This is a genomic window from Pedobacter sp. UC225_61 (genome assembly GCF_044452285.1).
Classification (GTDB): Bacteria; Bacteroidota; Bacteroidia; order Sphingobacteriales; family Sphingobacteriaceae; genus Pedobacter.
The window spans coordinates 2,458,794-2,479,816 of record NZ_JBIOAL010000001.1; the positions used below are offsets into that span (position 1 = coordinate 2,458,794).

Genomic DNA, 21,023 nt, shown 5'->3' on the forward strand with positions numbered 1-21,023 from the left:
ATAGCCTTTTAGGATGATTCACTTCTGTATTTGATATAATAGCACAAAAGTCACATTGGACTTTGGTATAGCAGGAAGAGGGCATTCTACAGGTTACCACAACTTTTCAATATGATAATATAAACTTAATGACTAGTTGTTAGGACGTTTGCAAATTTGGATTTCTATAGGATTCAATTTGAATGCGCTTATCAATTTAATCATGTATACATATTACTTACGTTATCTCTTTATTGGGGCATTGGTGTGCCTCAATTATCAGTTTGTATTAGCACAGAATAACAGCGAGACTTTTGTATCTACGCATCCCGATAAAACTGCCTATGCAAGTATTAAGGGATTACTTGATACGGCTTTGTCTCATAATGATTCTTATGCAGCAGGCATTTATTACCAGCAGATTGGAGATATTTTTTTTAAGGAAGGTGTAATGCCTCAAGCATTAGCCTATTATTTCAAAGCAAATAGTGCTTTTCTTACAAAAACCTTTAGTATAGAAAATGCTACCAACTTAAATAAGATTGGGAGGGTTTATTATAAAACATCGCGTTTAACGAATGCGATGCAAACTTTCAACAAATCTTTAGGCATTTGTAATCGGATTAATTATGCACGTGGAAATGCAGAGGCAGATAAATACATTGCCCAGATTTTTGAAAAAATGGGACGTCTTGATAGTGCGCACTACTATTTGGAACGGGCACTGATCGCCTATAAAAAGCTGCATAACAAAGAGCAGGTATCTTTTACTTATTCAAAAATTGGGGGGATTTATGAAGATGAATTGAGATTTGCTGAAGCATTACCTTATTTTTTTAAAGCTTTAGATCTTTATCGTACTAACAAATCAGTAGAAGGTAAGGCTGGTTTGCTGAATAATATTGGTGATGTGTATCGGAAAATGTCAAATTATAAAACGGCTTTGCGCTATACAAAACAAGCTGAGCAGCTGGCTTTACAGTTAAATGATTTTCAACAGATGAGCAGTGCCCACAGAGATTTAGCCAAAACCTATGAAATGGTTGGTCGTTTTGACAGTGCTTATTATTACAGCGAAAAGGCTCGTTCTGCCTATGCCAAAAGTTTCAATAGTGAAACAGATAAAAAGCTGAACCTTTTGCAAACCTTATTTGATGTAGAACAAAAGAATAAAGAGATTTCTCGTTTAGAAAAGGATCAATTCAATAATCGGGTTTTTATTTTTTTAGCAGGCTTAGTGGTGGTATTAATAGCCATTTCTGGTTACAGCATTGTGAGCAAACAACGGCTTAAAAGTAAAGATGAAAAAATTATTCATGATAATATCCATCAGAATATTGAACTGGAATTGAATAATAAGTTGCTTCAGGAGCAGCATCTGAAAGCACAATTGGAGCTTCAAAGTAAAGAATTGAGTAGTCATATTCTACTCATCATTCAAAAAAATCAGTTTTTGGAACTTTTAAAGCAAGAAGTTGCCTCTATAATTAAAGACGATAAACGAGACAACAGAAGAGAATTGAAACAACTAATTGCCACAATTGATGAAAATACGAATCAGGATAAAAACTGGGAGGATTTTCGGATCATTTATGAAAATGTACATCATCAATTTTTTGATAAACTCTTAGCCTATGAAGAATCATTGTCGGCTACCGACCTCAGATTTTTAGCGCTATTGAAGATGAATTTGCATGGAGCAGAGTTGGCAACTCTACTTGGGATTTCCCAAAACAGTTTAAGAACGGTTCGGTATAGAGTTAAAAAGAAACTTAGACTTACAGAACAAGATAGTCTGACTCAATTTATTCAACAATTTTAGGCGAAAACAATGAATTCACAATCTGATAACATAAACTTAATGGCTAAAAAAGTATGTATAATGTGTTGTTTTATAAGTGCTTAACTATTGGTGTAGTCGTATTGTTTACACGTTTTTCGGTCTTGTAGTCATTTTGAAACTCCTAGAAATTTGAGGATGATTTTTAAGCGCTAATCTTTGGCAAAGAATAACAAAAAGTAAAAAAATCAAACTTAATTCTCAAAACAACATGAAAAAATTAGTACTCCCTATTATCTTACTTTTACTCCCGTTTCTCGGGTTTGCACAAAGCCTGGTTACGGGAAGAATTATTGACGAAAATAAGCTTAGTTTGCCTGGCGCAACGGTTAGGCTTACCGAATTATCGAGAGGGACAATATCAGATCAAAATGGTAATTACTCTTTGGTAGGTATCCCAGAAGGAGTTTATAGTTTGGTAGTGGGTTACATTGGTTATAACCCATCTAAACAGCAAATCACGATCAAGAAAGATCAAAACTTGGTGATTGACATTACACTTGCGCTGTCTAAAGAACATGCATTGAAAACGGTAGTGGTAACAGGAAACAGCAGCGCCACTTTGAAAGCGCTCAATCAGCAAAAGAATTCCGACAGGATTGTTAATGTTATTTCTGCAGATCAAGTAGGTAGATTTCCTGATCCAAATATTGGAGACGCGTTGAAACGTGTGCCAGGTATTTATGTTCAGATGGATCAAGGAGAAGCATCCTTGGTCAGCATTAGAGGAACAGATCCTTCTAAAAGCACAATTAGCATTAACGGTTCTAACATTGCTGGTACTGGCGAAAATAGAGCAGTTGGCATCAGTGCAATACCAGCAGACATGGTACAATCTGTAGAGGTAACTAAAGCAATTACCCCTGATATGGATGGCGATGCAATTGGTGGTGTAGTTAACTTAATAACTAGAAAGGCTCCTTATGCAAAGTTGTTGTCTTTTACAGCAGGTTCTGGTTACAGTGATATCGTTCAGAAACCAACTTACAATGGAAGTGTAGTGTATGGCAATCGATTTTTTAAAGATAAAAAATTGGGTGTTATGGCTTCTGGCTCATTTTATCAACAGTTTTTAGGATCAGATGATCACCAAACTACATGGGAGGATGTGAAGTGGGTTAATCAACAGACTTATTTTATGCCTAAGTTTTTGAATATGGTGCAAAATAATTTAGAGCGGATGCGCCAAAGTTATACCGTTGGTTTAGACTATAAGTTTAATGCGAAGAACACCATTACCGTTACGGGTATTTACAACAAGTACAACGACTGGAGAAAGATTTCTACGTTGAAGGTAGATGACCTTGGTGCAGAATATCCTAAGAATTGGCAACGTGCTGCGGGATGGGAAGGTGTTGGTAAAAAGATTACGGATGCCAACAATGATTATATTGATGATGTGAGCAAACAGCCCTACCTCAATGTAAACAACGACCCCAAAAATCCAGTATACCAGCCAGAATTAGAAAGGCACATTGAGGGTGGTTTGAATAATCGCAATGCAAGTCAGACCATTCAAAAAATTATGAATGTAGGTATGGAAGGAGAACATTTGTTAGGTAAGGTAAAATTAAACTGGAAAGGATCTTTTTTAAAGAACGTAACTAACAAACCAGATGTAATTGAACTTGAATTAGAAAGTGAAAATGAAAAAAGTGTACAAATGGATTATACTAATTCGAGGTTCATTAAGGCAGATCATGGTTTCGAAATTGAGAACATCTTAACAAATCTTGTCGGTAAACCATCTAATAGAGTTGACTCTGCTGATACCTGGTATATGGATAATTTTACTGGAACGGATAAAAGAGCAAGTACCAAACAATATTTAGCACAAGTAGACCTTAGCATCCCTCTTAAAACTGGAAAGTTTAGTAATGTGTTGAAGTTTGGAGGAAAATACCGCGGATTGAACCTGAGCAACGAAACTACAAAACGTGTACGTTGGACACCACAGATAGATCCTGCTTTACGTGCTCAGTACAATGCAGAATTAGCTGCAGGTCGCAAACCAAAGCTAGCTGATTACATTGGATGGGCTCCTTTCTGGTCTGGATTTGCTAACAACTCTACAAATATTAGTAAAACCCTCAACATCAATTCAAATTATAATGTGGGTAATGCAGGCTCATCGGCATGGATTTCAAACTTGAACAAAAGTTATACAGGCGATACAGAAGACTTTATGCTAAATAGGGTATATCAAGACGTATTAGGAAATAACTATACTGGAGATGAAAGTGTAGCTGCAGGTTACATTATGAGTACCCAAAATATTGGCGACAAATTATCACTAATAGTTGGTGGTCGTGTAGAAAGAAGTGTAGTTCAGTACGAAGGGTACAATTACAACGTGAGAGCTGATTTTATTCCTGCCAAACAATTAACTAAGTCTGACTTCTTGAACTTTATGCCTGCATTTTTGGCTAAGTATACGCCAAACAAAGACTTTGTGTATCGCTTTGCCTTTACTAGAACCATTTCAAGACCAGATTATAAAGATATTTCTCCTTACATCAATGTAAATGTGAAAGACAAATTGATTAAACAAGGAAATTCTGATATTCAACCCACTCTTTCTAATAATTTTGACTTATTAGGTGAGTTTTACACCGGTAATACAGGATTGATTTCTGCTGGAGTGTACTTAAAGAACATTAAAAACTACCGTATACTTTCTAGAGATTTGGTTCCTTTTAGCCAAGTAGAAAGTATTGTCGAATCTCCAGAGTCATTACTTGCCCAAGGTGCAAATCCTACAACAGTAGCTTCTTACAAAACGGATTACGATAAATTAAAAGCTGCAAATGGCAACTTAGAACGTACTATGCCTGGTAATGGTGGTACTGCAAATATTTTAGGTGCAGAATTTTCATTTCAAAGGGGATTAACTTTCTTGCCTGGTTTGCTTAGAAACCTAACGATTTATTCAAATTATACACATAATTTTATTTTTGTAAAGAAAGGTGATCCTAAACTTCCTGGAACGGCAAAAGATATCTTGAACCTATCGCTAGCATATGAGGTGAAACGCTTTAACGCTCGTATATCTTACAATAACACCTCTGCCTTTATTACCATTCTTGGTACTACCAACAAAGGAGACGTGTATTACGATAAGGCAAATTATTTAGATGCAAATGTTAACTTTTTCATCACCCCAAGATTATCAATTTATGGGTCTGCAAATAATCTGTTAAATCAAGATCAAAGACGTTACCAGTATCAAGAAGAATATACGTATTCGTCATTGTACACAGGAGCAACTGCAACCTTAGGTTTAAAATTAAATGTTTACTAGCTAACAAAGGCTGGCTAACACCAGCCATTGTTTTGAAATATGAATAGGAAGGTTTTTATCTCACTCATCGCACTTATTAGTTGCATCGTTTTTTCATCGAGTATCTTACTTCAAAAATCAGATATTGGTGCGACTGCTGCAATTGTATATTTTGATCATCAGTCTAAAGAATTCAGCAAGAGTACTGATACTTTGGTTGAAATGATCAAAAGAATCAACAGTGATTCTACGAGTGTGATTAAGGCAAGAACTGCATTGCTAAAATGTAGGTTACAATTTAAAAAAATCTCCTTTTTTACTTCCTATTTTTTTCCTAGTGAAACAGCCATGTACAATGCAGCGCCAAAATATGAGGTAGAAGAACCAGAGCTAGAACTGGTTGAGCCTATGGGGCTGCAACAATTAGAGGCATTATTGTATGAAAAAAATGTACAAGCGCATCAAGAAGAATTAGTGATGCAAGCGCAAGCTTTAACTACTTCAGCTAATGATCTTAGCACATTATTGTATGGTTTTAAGGCAAGCGATGAACAGGTATTAGAAAGCTTACGGTTAGAATTGATAAGGATTATTTCCCTTTACATTTCAGGATATGATGCGCCTCTGCTTAAAAGCGGAATAGACGAATCCAAAAGAGCATGCAAAGTATGGAAATAGTATTAGCTCCATACCTCGCCTATAAGGAAGAGGATGGGAAGGAATTGGCTAATACGTTATCAAACGGCATCCAATACCTTAACAACAGCACAACTTTTGATGACTTTGATAGGATGCAATACTTGGTTAAGTATGCATTGCCTTTACAACAACAATTAGGAGTATTCATCAAGAAACTGGGACTTGAATTAAATACTACCCTATACCTTAATTATAATGCATCAAATGTTTTTAGTCCTGATTTCTTAAAAAGTTTTGATTCTATTCCTCCTCAAAAAAGAAAAGAGCTAGCATTAATTGGTAAGGCTCTATTCTTTGATTCGAAACTTTCGGGCAATGGATTGGTCAGCTGTTCATCTTGTCATCAATCTGAAAACTACTTCGCTGACGGAAAAATAGTTAGCGCCTCTCTAGATAAAACTCAGCCCTTGAGGCGAAATACACCATCGCTTCATTATTCAAGTTATCAGCAGTCGCAGTTTTGGGATGGAAGAGCCAAAACAATGACAGCACAAATAAAAGATGTGCTCTTTAATCCCTTAGAAATGGGTGGTCATCAATCTGCTATCCTAAAATATGTTATGGGCAATGTAAAATACAGTGCTATACTAGCGAGTTTATTTCCAGATACACATAACAATGATGAAGATATGAATCATATCGCGTTAGCATTATCTGCCTATGTTACCACGTTAAATCCGATGAATTCCGCTTTCGATCAGTACATGGCAGGAGACAAAAAGGCCATGACTGCTACCCAGGTTAAGGGCTTTAATCTTTTTATGGGTAAGGCGCAATGTGGAAGCTGTCACTTTTTACCTTATTTCAATTCATTGGTACCGCCATTTTATGACAGGTCTGAAGTAGAGGTATTGGGAACTCCGAAAACTGATAATCTTACCCACCCAGAAGTAGATGATGATATGGGACGTTTTGATCTCTATAAAATTAGGTATTATAAACAAGCGTTTAAAACGCCAACGGTAAGGAACACAGAAAAAACAGGTCCATATATGCATAATGGTGCTTTTAGTTCACTAGAAAGTGTCATAGATTTCTACAACAAAGGTGGTGCAAATGGATTAGGCTTGGCAACACCCGATCAAACATTAGCCTCAAAACCTTTGAATCTTACAAAACCCGAAATAGCTGCCATTATTCAATTTATAAACTCATTAACAGATAAAAACTAAATTTTAAACAATGAAAATAATCAAATTAGTATCCCTTTTGTTGACAGCCACTCCAATGCTGCTTTTCGCTCAAGTTGATACCGTTAAAAAAACTGCTCCTAAAGTTAAAGCAGTAAGTCCATTCCAAGCAGAACTGATTAGAGGACCTTATTTGCAAGTTGCAACGCCAAACAGTATGACGATTAGATGGAGAACAAATGTGCTGGATAGAAGTAAAGTGGTGTATGGTTCGGTACCAAACAAACTTGAGATGCAGGCAACAGATTCAACGTTGACCTCAGAGCATATTGTAAAGCTATCTGGATTAAAACCGCTGACCAAATACTATTATGCTATTGGTAACCTAAGTAATAATCCTATTGAAGGGGATACCAGCAATTACTTTTATACACTTCCTGAAAAGGGGAGTGAAACTCTGATTAGAGTAGCGGGTTTTGGAGATGCTGGTAATAACTCGATCAACCAAAGGAAAGTAAGAGACGAGGTGGTAAAATATTTGGGTAATAATTATCTAAATGCTTGGATATTAATGGGCGATAACGCTTATTCTGATGGAACAGATGCAGAATTTCAGGCCAAGTTTTTTAATAATTACCAAGGAACATTATTAAATAAATATCCATTGTTTCCAGTGCCAGGAAATCATGATTACCACGATTATCAATCAGCTTCAGTAACAGATCAATTTAAAATAGCTTATTTCCAAAATTTCTCAGTTCCTACAAAAGGAGAAGCAGGAGGAACAGCATCCAATACAAAGTCTTATTATTCTTATGATATTGGAAATGTTCATTTCTTAGCCTTAGATTCGTATGGGCCAGACAATACTGGAAAGCATATCTACGATCAAATGGGTGAGCAGGCTGAATGGGTTAAAAAAGATTTGCAGGCAAATACCAATAAACAATGGGTAGTGGCCTATTGGCATCACCCTCCATACACCATGGGTTCACATAATTCTGATACAGAAAGTTTATTGGTGAAAATTAGAGAGAATTTCATCAAGATTTTAGAAGATGAAGGTGTGGATTTGATCCTTTGTGGACATAGCCATGTGTATGAACGTTCGAAATTAATGAAGGGGTATTATGGTAAGGAAGCAGATTTTGATGCAACAAAGTACAATTTGAGCAACTCTACGGCATTATATGACGGTAGTAAAAACTCTGCACCCTATTTAAAAAGTAAAACTAACACCAAAGGTACCGTGTATGTGGTTAGCGGTTCGGCTGGTGCGCAGGGAGGACATAAAGAAACATGGCCACATGATGCCATGTATTATTCAAATAATGAAGTTGGTGGTGCAGTTATGCTAGAAATTCAAGGTAATCAATTAGATTTAAAATGGATACAATCTGATGGTAAGATAGGTGATCATTTTACGATGATGAAAGACGTAAGCAAAGCTGATGAAAAACTGTTAAAACAAGATAAAAAGCTAAAATAACACACTAACAATCGGACGCTTTAGGGTGTCCGATTTTTTAAAATCATGTATGAATATCACTCACCGAATCTTTTTTAATAGGATCAATTCTTTTTAGTCTTAGTTGTAGCAAAGTTCCGGTTGGAATCGTTAAACCATTGTATGTTACTGACCCCGTACAATTTGATACAGATGATCCTGCGATATGGATTAATCCTTTAGACTCTTCAAAATCATTAATCATAGGCACCGATAAAGATGAAAATGGCGGCCTATATGTTTTCGATCTAAAAGGAAAAATTATCAAAGAAAAAACCATTACTGGTTTAAAAAGACCTGATAATGTAGATATTGCCTATGGAATGCTGTTAAATGGTAAAAAAGTTGACATTGCAGTTGTTACCGAAAGGATGACACATAAGCTAAGGATATACTCGTTACCAGATATGAAAGCTGTTGATAATGGCGGAATTCCAGTATACGAAGGAGAAAAGGGCGTTATGTTTAGAGATTTGATGGGTATTGCTTTGTATACGACAAAAAATGGAGAAATCTATGCAATTCCTGGAAGGAAGACAGGGCCAAAAGATGGCACTTACCTTTGGCAATATTTGTTGCAAGATAATGGAAAAGGACAGGTTATGGCTGTATTGAAAAGAAAGTTTGGCAATTACAGCGGCATAAAAGAAATAGAAGCCATTGCGGTAGATAATGAATTAGGCTATGTGTATTATGCTGATGAACAATTTGGGGTGCGTAAATACCATGCAGATCCTGCAAAAGGAAATAAAGAACTAGCGGTGTTTGCTAAAGAAGGTTATACCGAAGATCATGAAGGGATAAGTATCTACAAAACAACTGCTAACACGGGCTATATTTTAGTATCTGATCAAAGTGCTAATCAATTTAAAGTGTATAGTAGGGAAGGTGTAAATAAGTTAATTAGCACTGTTAATGTATCTACCAACCAAAGCGATGGTTCTGACATTTATTCGGGTGCATTGAATGCTGATTTTAAGCATGGTCTATTTGTAGCTATGAGTGATGATAGAACTTTTCAACTATACAGATGGGAAGACATAGCGGGAAAAGTACTAAAAGTGAATTGAAAGCAATTTAACGCTATAAACACCAGGTGTTTTACGAAAGACACTGATGCAATATTAAATGTTTATCGTTAATATTGTGCTGTTAATTCTATCCATGATTACTACTATACTCATTATTGATGATGAAATTAAAATCCGAAGCCTATTGGCAAGGATTATCGAACTAGAAGGATTTTCAGTTTTACAAGCCGCTAATGCAAAAGAAGGATTAAAATTATTGCAAACGCAGGATGTATTGGTAGTTGTAAGCGATGTGAAATTGCCAGATGCAAATGGCGTTGAACTTGTAAAACAAATTAAAGGTATAAAACCTTTTGTCGAAATAATTAACCTAACCGCATACGGTACCATTGCCGATGGTGTACTGGCCATAAAAAATGGTGCTTTTGATTACTTAACAAAGGGAGATGATAACGATAAGATCATACCGCTAGTTTATAAAGCCGTGGCAAAGGCAGAGCTTCAGCTTAGGGTATATGAATTGGAGTATAAAATTTCTGGAAAGTATAGCTTTGCAAATATCCTAGGCAATTCAAAAGCAATTAAAGAAGCAATCGCATTAGCTGAAAAAGTAGCAGTAACAGATACTACGGTTTTGTTATTAGGAGAAACAGGAACGGGAAAAGAAGTGTTTGCGCAAGCAATTCATTATGGAAGTTCGAGAAAACAAAAGCCTTTTGTTGCATTAAACTGTAGTGGGTTTAGTCCCGAATTATTAGAGAGTGAACTATTTGGCTATAAAGCTGGTGCATTTACTGGAGCGAATAAAGATAAAAAAGGATTGTTGGAAGAGGCAAACGGGGGCACACTTTTCTTAGATGAAATTGGCGAAATGAGCCTTGATCTCCAGGCTAAACTATTGCGGGTATTAGAAAATCAATCATTTATCAAAGTAGGTTCGACTACCACAAGCCAGGTCAATGTTAGGATATTAGCGGCCACCAATCGTGATCTTAAGGAACAGGCTGATACTGGTCACTTCAGGCTAGACCTTTATTATCGCTTATCTGTGTTTGTAATCAATCTTCCTTCTTTAAGAGAGCGCAAGGCGGATATTAGCTTGTTGGCAGGATATTATTTAAAGGAATTTGCTAGAAAAGTAAATAGGCCTAATTTAAAAATGGATGAAAAATTACTTGCCATATTCGATAAACATAACTGGAAAGGAAACGTAAGGGAACTCAAAAATGTAATCGAAAGATTAGTTATTTTAAATGATGGAGAAATTATCGGCACTTCGCAACTCCCAAATGAGTTTTTTATAGATTCCCCAAATGCAAATACATTCGATTTGCAAACTATAGAAAAACAACATATTCAAAAAGTATTAGCACATACAAAAGGTAATAAAACAGAAACTGCCCGCTTATTGAACATAGGGCTCACTACATTGTATAGAAAAATTGAGGAATATCAGTTAGCTGATTTATAGCTTTCCGTTTTCCATTTTGATAAAGACCCTTCCATTTTGGTAGGGTTTTTTTATGCTTAAAATTTTGCTCAATTATTTAATGTATTAATAATCAAATTAATACTTCGCTATTAGCCCTGTTGGATTAAGAATTGGTACGGTGGGTGAAAATTTAAATCACATGTACATAATTGTCTTATTTCTCACCCTCCTTATCTTTTGCTGGATCATTTACAGATCCATCGATTGGTTCGAAAACATCTAACCCATGCTAACATTATTTATCATCTCAATTGCAGTATTCCTTTACATGGTGTACGTGCTAATCAAACCAGAAAAATTCTAAAAATGAATACAGAATTCTTGGGCATCATTGCCACCTTCCTGCTTACTCTTGTAATCGCCATCCCATTAGGTAAATATCTGGCTAAGGTATTTGCAGGAGAAAAAGTTTGGACGGACTTTTTAAAACCACTTGAAAGCGGAATATATAAGCTTTCAGGCATCAATCCTAAAGAACAAATGGATTGGAAACAGCATTTAAAAGTTTTAGTACTCATCAATACAGTATGGTTGGTTTATGGCTTTTTTATACTGTTGTATCAAGATAAGCTGCCATTTAATCCTGATGGAAATCCAGGAATGCCAGCAGACCTTGCCTTTAACACTATCATCAGTTTTGTGGCTAATTGTAACCTACAACATTATTCTGGAGAAAGCGGTGTAAGCTATCTTTCACAACAATATGTACTGATGTTTTTGCAATTTGTTAGTGCAGCTACTGGGATTGCTGCTGCTGTGGTATTATTTAAAGCTTTTAGAGATAAGACAACCACAACACTGGGTAATTTCTGGGAGTTTTTTGTAAAGGCCATTACCAGATTATTATTGCCACTTTCCATTGTTGTGGCTTTATTATTAACTTTTAACGGAACCCCTGCAAGCTACGATGGAAAAGATCAATTTATTTCGCTTCAAGGCGATACCGTACACGTTTCCCGAGGTCCAGCTGCGCAGATGATTGCTATTAAACATTTAGGAACAAATGGTGGTGGCTACTTCGGAGCAAACTCCGCACATCCATTTGAAAACCCGAACTACTTTACCAATATGGTGGAGATGATAGCACAAACCATTATCCCAATTGCTATGGTCATCTGTTTTGGCTATTTCATTCGGAGAAGAAAATTAGGGTGGATGATCTTTGGAGTAATGACCATTGGGATGTTGTTGCTGATGATTCCTAGCCTAACCTCAGAGTTAGGTGGTAATCCAGCACTAGAGAAACTTGGCATAGCGCAAACTACAGGCGCAATGGAAGGAAAGGAAGTAAGGATTGGCCCAGCGGCTACAACCTATTGGAGTACGTTAACCACCATTATTTCTACAGGTTCTGTGAACGGAATGCATGACAGCACAATGCCATTAACAGGTTTATGGCAATTGTTGGGCATGATGATTAATGGCTTGTATGGGGGTTGTGGTGTAGGGATTTTAAACTATTTTATTTATCTCATTATCGCAGTCTTTATTTCGGGACTGATGGTTGGACGGACGCCAGAATTTCTAGGTCACAAAGTGGAAGCACGAGAAGTAAAAATTGCGGCAATTATTACGTTGCTAAGTCCATTTTTGATTTTGGCAGGAACAGCTTTAGCTTCTTACATTTTTACTACTAACGGCGATGCCGCTTGGGCAGTTCAACCGAAAAACTGGCTTAATAATCCAAGTTTCCACGGTTTTTCAGAAATGTTGTATGAAGTTACGTCATCAAATGCAAACAATGGTTCTGGTTTTGAAGGTTTAGGCGATAATAACATGTTCTGGAATGTGTTGACTGGTGTTGTTATTTTTCTTGGTCGTTTTCTTCCGATCATCGGACCACTGGCAATTGCAGGGTTATTGGCAAAAAAGAAATACATTCCAGAATCTGCAGGTACCTTAAAGACAGATACGCTAACGTTTAGCCTGATGACGTTTGCCGTAATCTTAGTGCTGAATGCACTATCCTATTTCCCTGCCTTGGCGCTTGGTCCAATTGCAGAATATTTCACAATGCTTAAGTAGATTTTAAAATGAAATCAAATAAATTATTCGAGCCTGCACTAGTGCAAAAAGCGCTCAAACAATCTTTCATCAAATTAGATCCAAGGGTAATGATTAAAAACCCAGTCATGTTCACTGTTGAAATTGGTACTTTGGTAATGGCCTATGTTACTGTTTATTCCATCTCGAACAATGGACAAGGTTCTTCACTCTATAATTTCTGTATCTTTTTGGTGTTGTTGTTAACTGTATTGTTCGCCAATTTCGCTGAAGCAATTGCAGAGGCGAGGGGAAAAGCACAAGCTGATAGCCTACGTAAAACAAGAGAAGAAACACCAGCCAAAGTAGTTTTAGCGAATGGAAGTTATGAAATCCGCTCTTCTAATACCTTGAAAAAAGGAGATGTATTTATCTGTGAAACTGGAGATATTATTCCGACAGATGGAGAAATTATAGAGGGCATTGCTACCATTGACGAGTCTGCAATAACAGGAGAATCTGCCCCTATGATTAGAGAATCGGGAGGTGACAAATCATCAGTTACCGGAGGTACAAAAGTATTATCTGATGAAATAAAAGTAAAGGTAACCACTCAACCAGGCGAAAGTTTTTTGGATAAAATGATTGCTTTGGTTGAAGGTGCATCTCGCCAGAAAACTCCAAACGAAATTGCATTGACTATTCTATTGGCAAGTTTCACCCTCGTATTTATCATCGTTTGTATTACCTTAAAACCATTTGCCGATTATGCCAACACACCCATTACTATTGCTGCATTGATTTCGTTGTTTGTATGTTTAATTCCAACCACAATTGGTGGATTGCTTTCAGCGATTGGTATAGCTGGTATGGACAGAGCATTAAGAGCAAACGTAATTACCAAGTCAGGAAAAGCAGTTGAAACAGCGGGCGATATTGATGTATTGCTATTAGATAAAACAGGAACAATTACTATTGGTAACCGTAAGGCAACAAATTTTTATCCAACCAATGGTGTAAATAATAAGCAATTTATTGACGCCTGTGTATTAAGTTCTTTAGCCGATGAAACCCCAGAAGGCAAATCGATTATAGAATTGGCCAATGGCGATGCTGGAGCTATTTTAGAAACTGCACCTATCGGATCAGAGTTTATCAAGTTTACTGCAGAAACCCGTTCAAGTGGTTTAAATACCGATGACGGAAGAAGGATTAGAAAAGGTGCATTTGATTCGATTAGAAACATCGTTCAACAGGCTGGAAATGTTTTCCCTTCAGATATTGAAGAAAAAGTAAAACAGATTGCTTCGAATGGAGGAACACCTTTAGTGGTGTCTGAAAATGAAAAAGCATTGGGAGTAATCGAATTACAGGATATCATTAAACCTGGCATTAATGAGAGATTTGAACGCTTACGAAAAATGGGCGTAAAAACTGTAATGGTTACAGGCGACAATCCATTAACTGCTAAATACATTGCCGAAAAAGCAGGAGTAGATGATTTTATCGCAGAAGCAAAACCTGAAGATAAAATGAACTACATTAAAGATGAACAGGCTTTGGGCAAATTAGTAGCCATGATGGGTGACGGCACAAATGATGCTCCTGCATTGGCACAAGCTGATGTTGGTGTAGCCATGAATAGTGGAACACAGGCTGCAAAAGAGGCAGGCAACATGGTTGATTTAGACAATGACCCAACCAAACTAATTGAAATTGTAGAAATAGGTAAACAACTATTAATTACAAGGGGAACATTAACCACTTTTTCGATAGCCAATGACGTAGCCAAATATTTTGCCATAGTTCCTGCATTGTTCATTGCTTCTATCCCTGCTTTGCAAAGCTTAAACATTATGGGCTTGCATACACCAGAAAGCGCAATTATGTCTGCGGTAATCTTTAATGCGCTTATTATTCCAATCCTGATTCCATTAGCACTTAAAGGTGTTGCCTATAAACCTATTGGTGCAACGGCATTATTAAGAAGAAACCTTTTCATCTATGGAATTGGAGGAGTTGTAGCGCCATTCATCGGCATCAAACTTATCGACTTAGTTGTAGGCTTATTTGTATAAATATTAAACTGTCACGTTGAGCTTGTTGAAACGCAAATATAAGTCCTTCCACAGGCTCAGGACGACAAATAAAAATCAGTATAACCATCAAAAACATGAAAATTATCATTCAATCTATTCGCTTAACACTTGTATTAGTAGTGTTGTTATGCGTAATCTATCCAATCAGCATTGCTCTAGCTGGGAAATTTAGTAAAGGAAACGGAAGCGGAGAAAAGATCACCAAAAACGGAAAAGTCATCGGCTATGCCTTATTGGGCCAATCCTTTAACAAACCTGAATATTTCTGGGGAAGACCATCTGCAGTTGCGTATAATGCAGCAGGTTCGGCAGGTTCTAACAAAGGCCCATCAAATCCCGATTACTTAAAGGAAGTTTCAAATAGGGTCGATACGTTATTGAAATACAATCCGACTATTAAAAAAGGAGATCTTCCAGCGGATATGGTTACTGCTTCTGGAAGTGGATTAGACCCAGACATTTCTGAACAGGGCGCAATCATACAGATCAAAAGAGTTGCGGCTTATCGCAAAATCGATGAGAGAAAAGTTGCAGAACTGGTTGTCGAAAATACTAAAGCTCCATTTCTTGGCCTTTTTGGACCAAATACCGTTAACGTGCTCAAGTTGAATTTGGCTTTGGACGAACTTAAGTAAGTGCATCATTGCGAGGAATGAAGCAATCTTAAAGCAAATGCATAACCCTTTGAAAGTAGATTGCTTCGCAAAGCTCACAATGACGAGAAGAGTAATCACAAATCAATAATCATGTAAAAAATGAAAAAGTTAATATTAATCGCTGTAATCTTATTTACAGTTTCAAACATAAAAGCTCGAAAATCCCCTAAAATCAAGGTGTCTGGATATTTGGAAACCTATTACGGTTATGATTTCAATAATCCAGCTGACAATAATCGACCATCATTTATTTACTCCCATAATAGGCATAATGAAGTAAACTTAAACCTAGGATATATCAAGGCAAATTATGATTTGGGGAAAGTAAGAGCAAATATTGCTATTATGACTGGAACTTATGCAAATACCAATCTTTCAGCAGAACCTGGTGTGCTAAAAAATATTTATGAGGCCAATGCAGGTTTAAAATTGAGTAATACAGCAAACCTCTGGCTTGATGCGGGAATTTTTTCATCCCATATTGGTTTTGAAAGTGCCATAAGTAAAGATTGCTGGGTATTAACACGAGGAATTTCTTCAGAGAATACTCCGTATTATGAAGCAGGAGCTAAACTAACCTATAGTACAGCTGATGGAAAATTAACTGCAACCGCACTCTATTTAAATGGATGGCAGAAAATCAAAAGGCTTGATGGAAACAGTAAACCTGCAGGTGGTTTACAATTGACGTTTAAACCTACAGCTAAACTGTCCTTAAATTATAGCAATTACTTGGGTACAGAAGGTGTGAATGCAGTGCGTGTAACTAGATTTTATCATAACATTTATGCTGTTGGACAATTATCAGATCATTTTGGATTAACTGCTGGATTTGATTACGCGACACAACAAAAACTAAAAGGTTCAACTACTAAAAGCGAAGTTTTGTCTCCTGTGTTGATAGCCCAATATAAATTCGATCCAAAATGGGCTGTAGCAGGTAGAGCCGAATATTACGAAGATAAAGACGGGATTTTCATCGCTACTGGCACACCTAATGGATTTAAAACGATGGGGTATTCCTTAAATATTGACTATTCGCCCATTAGCAACGCAGTAGTTAGACTTGAAGGAAAAGTTTACGATAGTAAAGACAAAATCTTTGTAAGAGATGTAAATGCTGTAAATGGTAACGCAGTAATAACGACAAGTATAGCAATGTCTTTTTAAACACAAAGCAATGGAAGATGTAAGGAATTTTTTGAATTTGGTGAAGAAAAACCGAAGGGGCAAGCTCAAAATTTATATTGGTATGAGTGCTGGAGTGGGTAAAACCTACCGTATGCTACAAGAAGCCCATGCACTGTTGAAAAGTGATATAGACATCAGGATCGGTTACATCGAAACCCATTTTAGGGAAGAAACGCACAATCTACTAGAAGGTGTACCAATCATTCCAAGAAAAAAGATTTTTTACAAAGGCAAGGAAGTAGAAGAAATGGATGTGCAGGGCATTATCAATGCACATCCTGAAATTGTTATTGTTGACGAACTGGCGCATACCAATGCAGAAGGAAGCAAGAACGAAAAGCGATGGCAGGATGTATTCGATATTTTAGCTGCGGGTATCAATGTAATTTCTGCCGTAAACATCCAACATTTAGAAAGTATAAATGAAGAAATAGAAGAGATTACAGGAATTCAAGTTACAGAAAGGATTCCTGATAAGATATTGGAATTGGCAGATGAGATTGTAAACATCGATCTGACCGCAGATGAACTTTTAACTCGTTTGAAAGAAGGAAAGATTTATAAAGAAAACAAAATTGAACAGGCCTTAAACAATTTCTTTAAACCTGAAAAGATATTGCAGTTAAGGGAAATGGCACTAAAAGAAGTTGCGCATCAGGTTGAACGCAAAGTAAACAAAGAAGTGCCTAAGCAGATTAAATTGAGGAATGAACGCTTTTTGGCTTGCATTTCTTCTAATCCAGATACGGCCAAAGTAGTCATTAGAAAAACAGCAAGACTGGCATCGTATTACCATTCGCACTGGATTGTACTGTATGTGCAAAGTAGTAATGAATATGCCGATCGCATAAAACTTGATAAGCAGCGACATTTAATTAACAACCTGAAATTGGCCACAGAACTTGGAGCAGAAGTGATTAAGATTAAAAACGATGCAATTACACAAACTATAATTAACATGGTAGAAGAAAAAGAAATCACCACAATTTGTATTGGAAAGCCACATTTTAATCTCTTTCAATTGATTTTGAGTACAAGTGTATTCAATCAGTTATTAAAAGCGATGGCTAAACGAGATACAGATCTGGTAATCTTATCTTAAATTTACAGTGATGAAAATCAAGACAAAACTTAGACTCGGCTTCAGCTTCCTGTTTCTGATCATTATCAGCTTCGGTGGAATTTCAATGTATCAAATCAATCGCATTGCTGAACATGCAAAGGTCGTATTAAAAGACAATTATAAGTCTTTGGTGTATGTAAATGAAATACGCACTATTCTGGACGAACAAAACGGAAAAATTAGTAGTTCGAATAGTGCAAAAATTAAAATTTCTTTACGCTTAGAAGAAAAAAACATTACCGAAAATGGTGAAAAGCTAGCGGTAGCTACGCTGAAAAACGCGTTTAATTTAGCATTGAATGCTGCTGATGAAAAGGAGTACGCAAAATCAATAGCGCAAATGAGGGCACAACTAAGAACAATTGATGAGCTAAATATGAATGCTATTGTAAGAAAAAATACAAAAGCACAACAGGCAACAGAAAAAGCTACAATTTATTTGGGTGTAACAGCTTTTGTGTCGTTCTTAATCTTATTTAGTTTTATAGTCAATTTTCCAGGCTTTATTGCCAATCCATTACGTGAACTATTAGATGGCATAAGAGAGATTAGTCGAAAAAATTACCAACAACGTCTCCATTTTGAAGGAAGTGATGAATTTGGAGAATTGGCTTCTGCATTTAACAAAATGGCACTTGAGCTAAAAAATTGGGACAATACCAATGTTGCTAAGCTTAAATCAGAAAAGAAACGTATTGAAACCATAATTGAGCAGATGCAGGATGCCATTATAGGTGCAAATGAAAAACAAGAAATTCTTTTCTTTAATAAGGTTGCAGGAGAGTTGTTAAATCTAGCTCCAACTGATGCCGTAGGTAAGGATATTAATGAACTGGCTAAAAGAAATGAATTACTACAAACTATTCTATTGCCGAAAGCTAGCGAAGAGCCTTTGAAAATTTTTGCTGATGGAAAAGAATCATTTTTTTTGTTAGAAAAGAGAGAAATAACTGCACCAAATCTCGACGATCAATCAGAAGGAATTGTTACTTCGCTTAAATCTGCAGGTCAGGTATATGTATTAAAAAATATCACCAAATTTAAAGAGCTAGATGAGGCGAAGACTAATTTCATAGCAACCGTATCACATGAACTTAAAACACCGCTATCTTCTATAAAAATGAGCTTAAAACTGCTTAATGATGAACGTGTAGGTAATATGAACCAAGAACAGTTACAGCTTATTGGCCATATTCAAGAGGATAGTGAACGTTTATTAAAGATAACTGGAGAACTTTTAGACTTGGCTCAAGTAGAAACTGGTAACCTACAATTGAATATGGTGATTTCCGATCCAATGGATATTGTGAATATTGCAATGGACGCTGTTCGTTTCCAAGCGGAACAAAAGGACATTACACTAGAACTGATAGGCGCTAATAACCAACTGCCTAATGTAAATGCAGACGTTCAGAAAACAGCATGGGTATTGGTTAACTTTCTTTCTAATGCTTTAAGATACAGTAGTATAAAATCTAAAATTACTTTAGAAGTTAAAGTAGATACTAGTTTTATTGAGTTTTCTGTACGTGATTTTGGTAAAGGGATTAAAGAACAATACCAGAAAAAATTGTTCGATAGGTATTATCAAGTACCTACCGATGGGCAGAACAAATCAGGATCTGGTTTGGGACTTGCCATTTCTAAAGACTTTATTGAAGCAGAAAAGGGAAGGATTTGGGTAGAAAGTTCATTAGGAGAGGGAAGTAGATTTTGCTTTACACTTCCAATTGCTAGCAATGAAATAGGGATACTAGTTAAAAATTAAGCTCCTTTAGCTTAAATCTAAAGTCTCAATACGTTTGAAATTTTTAACGCCAACCACCCCCAATTTTAAAAGTAGTTCTGAAAAGAGCTTTGTTTTTACAGAATGTTAAGGGTATGGCAGTTAGAATTGAAACATCATCGTTAATAAAATTTCTAGTAACTAAAATGCTGAGGCCGAAATGGTTTAGTTTTCCAAGTAATTACAGTTATAAGTTGAATTACTTTTAGTCGTTTTCTTCTTGCTGTTTTCGCTGTTCTTGGTGAAGTTTCTCGGTATCCAATTGTTTTATCATGCTCTTAAGTTCCGGATCATCGTGCGCTATGCCCAACTTTTCATGAATCTTCAAGAGCATTTGCAGCACCTTTGTAATTTCTTTTTCAGAATGTAAGTTGACTTCAAATTCTACTTGCTGAGCAATCTTTTCAAGTCTCGCCTGGCGTTTTTGACTAATCAGTACCATGACCGAAAGAAAGATCGCAAAAGCCGACAGAATCATTTCCAGTTCGGGATAGGGAAAGCGGTCAAAGGACTTTAGACCTGAGATCCATTGTTCATTCCACGCAATCCATCCTAAAACAAAGACTAGATAGATGAGCAAAAAGGCTAAGCTACCAAAGGTCTTGGTTATAAACTCGGAAACAGTATCCCTAGATGTTTTGGCAATGGTAGTTTTCTTTTGATCTTTTTTTATTATTTGCCATACATGTTTACCGATAAGTAAAATTTTCAATTCTGATGACCACTGTGATCGCTTATTAACAAGTCTTAAAATGGAATATTTGAGCGCTATCATTCATTTTTAAGTGTAGTTTACATAACAATTCTATCCATATATTGTTGTAAAAGGAAATAGAAATGTTATGGGAATGATGTAAATATGGGTTAAAACCAGATTATGTGTGGCCTAAACTTTGGTTACTAGGAATTAAGGTTTTAAGGAACGAACCTATTTTATGAACCAGGTTTTTCTAAAAACTGGCTTATGCAATCAATACCAAAACCAAAGTAAGCTAATATTGGAGCGGAATAAGATTTAATTTAGTTCAAATCTTACACTAATTCCTATAAACAGAGCATAAATCAATGCTTGTTATGTTGAAAAAATGACTGTTGATTTTTCTGCTTATTCTTAATTAAGAGCCAAGGCTTGGTAGCAAACGTAACATTAGGTTTAATATTACATGTTACAACTTGTTATTCTAAGAATTCCTAATTTGGTGGCATCTGCTTTGCAAGTATCAATTT

Annotated in this window: 15 protein-coding genes; 14 read left to right on the forward strand and 1 reads right to left on the reverse strand. The window is 36.3% G+C overall.

Annotation, left to right across the window (positions count from 1 at the left end; genetic code table 11):
- The first annotated feature begins 202 nt into the window (after positions 1–202).
- The 14 genes from ACHMWN_RS11365 to ACHMWN_RS11430 all read left to right on the forward strand — a co-directional run bounded on the left by ACHMWN_RS11365 (position 203) and on the right by ACHMWN_RS11430 (position 19,778).
- Complete coding sequence (locus tag ACHMWN_RS11365; RefSeq protein ID WP_397301013.1) at positions 203–1,801, forward strand: tetratricopeptide repeat protein; 1,599 nt, start codon at positions 203–205, stop codon at positions 1,799–1,801.
- Positions 1,802–2,030: 229 nt separating this feature from the next.
- Positions 2,031–5,120 carry a TonB-dependent receptor gene (locus ACHMWN_RS11370; protein WP_397301015.1) on the forward strand — a complete coding sequence of 1,030 codons (3,090 nt, stop codon included), beginning with the start codon at positions 2,031–2,033 and terminating at the stop codon, positions 5,118–5,120.
- 39 nt (positions 5,121–5,159) lie between these two features.
- Positions 5,160–5,777 (forward strand): hypothetical protein, encoded by a 618-nt coding sequence (locus ACHMWN_RS11375; RefSeq protein ID WP_397301016.1) that lies wholly within the window; start codon positions 5,160–5,162, stop codon positions 5,775–5,777.
- On the forward strand, positions 5,768–6,970 hold the full coding sequence (locus tag ACHMWN_RS11380; protein WP_397301018.1) for a cytochrome-c peroxidase: 1,203 nt from the start codon (positions 5,768–5,770) through the stop codon (positions 6,968–6,970). Before ACHMWN_RS11375 ends, ACHMWN_RS11380 begins: the two co-directional genes overlap by 10 nt.
- Positions 6,971–6,980: 10 nt before the next feature.
- A complete protein-coding gene (locus ACHMWN_RS11385; RefSeq protein ID WP_397301019.1) occupies positions 6,981–8,417 on the forward strand; it encodes a purple acid phosphatase family protein in 1,437 nt (478 codons plus the stop codon).
- 137 nt (positions 8,418–8,554) lie between these two features.
- Positions 8,555–9,505, forward strand: coding sequence for a phytase (locus ACHMWN_RS11390; RefSeq protein ID WP_397301021.1), 951 nt, complete (start codon positions 8,555–8,557; stop codon positions 9,503–9,505).
- 94 nt (positions 9,506–9,599) lie between these two features.
- The gene (locus ACHMWN_RS11395) at positions 9,600–10,937 is read left to right on the forward strand and encodes a sigma-54-dependent transcriptional regulator (protein WP_397301023.1); all 1,338 of its coding nucleotides are present in this window, start codon (positions 9,600–9,602) and stop codon (positions 10,935–10,937) included.
- Between the two features lie 247 nt (positions 10,938–11,184).
- Positions 11,185–11,262, forward strand: a complete 78-nt coding sequence (locus tag ACHMWN_RS11400; protein WP_397303579.1) for a potassium-transporting ATPase subunit F — start codon at positions 11,185–11,187, stop codon at positions 11,260–11,262.
- Between the two features lie 2 nt (positions 11,263–11,264).
- On the forward strand, positions 11,265–12,983 hold the full coding sequence (kdpA, locus tag ACHMWN_RS11405) for a potassium-transporting ATPase subunit KdpA (protein WP_397301026.1): 1,719 nt from the start codon (positions 11,265–11,267) through the stop codon (positions 12,981–12,983).
- Positions 12,984–12,991: 8 nt separating this feature from the next.
- On the forward strand, positions 12,992–15,019 hold the full coding sequence (gene kdpB, locus ACHMWN_RS11410; RefSeq protein ID WP_397301028.1) for a potassium-transporting ATPase subunit KdpB: 2,028 nt from the start codon (positions 12,992–12,994) through the stop codon (positions 15,017–15,019).
- A gap of 95 nt (positions 15,020–15,114) precedes the next feature.
- Positions 15,115–15,675, forward strand: coding sequence for a potassium-transporting ATPase subunit KdpC (gene kdpC, locus ACHMWN_RS11415; RefSeq protein WP_397301030.1), 561 nt, complete (start codon positions 15,115–15,117; stop codon positions 15,673–15,675).
- A 120-nt stretch (positions 15,676–15,795) separates the two neighbouring features.
- The gene (locus ACHMWN_RS11420) at positions 15,796–16,866 is read left to right on the forward strand and encodes a porin (RefSeq protein ID WP_397301032.1); all 1,071 of its coding nucleotides are present in this window, start codon (positions 15,796–15,798) and stop codon (positions 16,864–16,866) included.
- A gap of 10 nt (positions 16,867–16,876) precedes the next feature.
- Positions 16,877–17,989 (forward strand): sensor protein KdpD, encoded by a 1,113-nt coding sequence (locus ACHMWN_RS11425; protein WP_397301034.1) that lies wholly within the window; start codon positions 16,877–16,879, stop codon positions 17,987–17,989.
- A gap of 10 nt (positions 17,990–17,999) precedes the next feature.
- Positions 18,000–19,778: an ATP-binding protein gene (locus ACHMWN_RS11430; RefSeq protein ID WP_397301035.1), complete on the forward strand. Its 1,779-nt coding sequence runs from the start codon at positions 18,000–18,002 to the stop codon at positions 19,776–19,778.
- Between the two features lie 223 nt (positions 19,779–20,001).
- Here the strand turns inward: ACHMWN_RS11430 and ACHMWN_RS11435 are convergent, their stop codons facing one another.
- Positions 20,002–20,571 carry a DUF1003 domain-containing protein gene (locus ACHMWN_RS11435; protein WP_397301037.1) on the reverse strand — a complete coding sequence of 190 codons (570 nt, stop codon included), beginning with the start codon at positions 20,569–20,571 and terminating at the stop codon, positions 20,002–20,004.
- Positions 20,572–21,023: the final 452 nt, after the last annotated feature.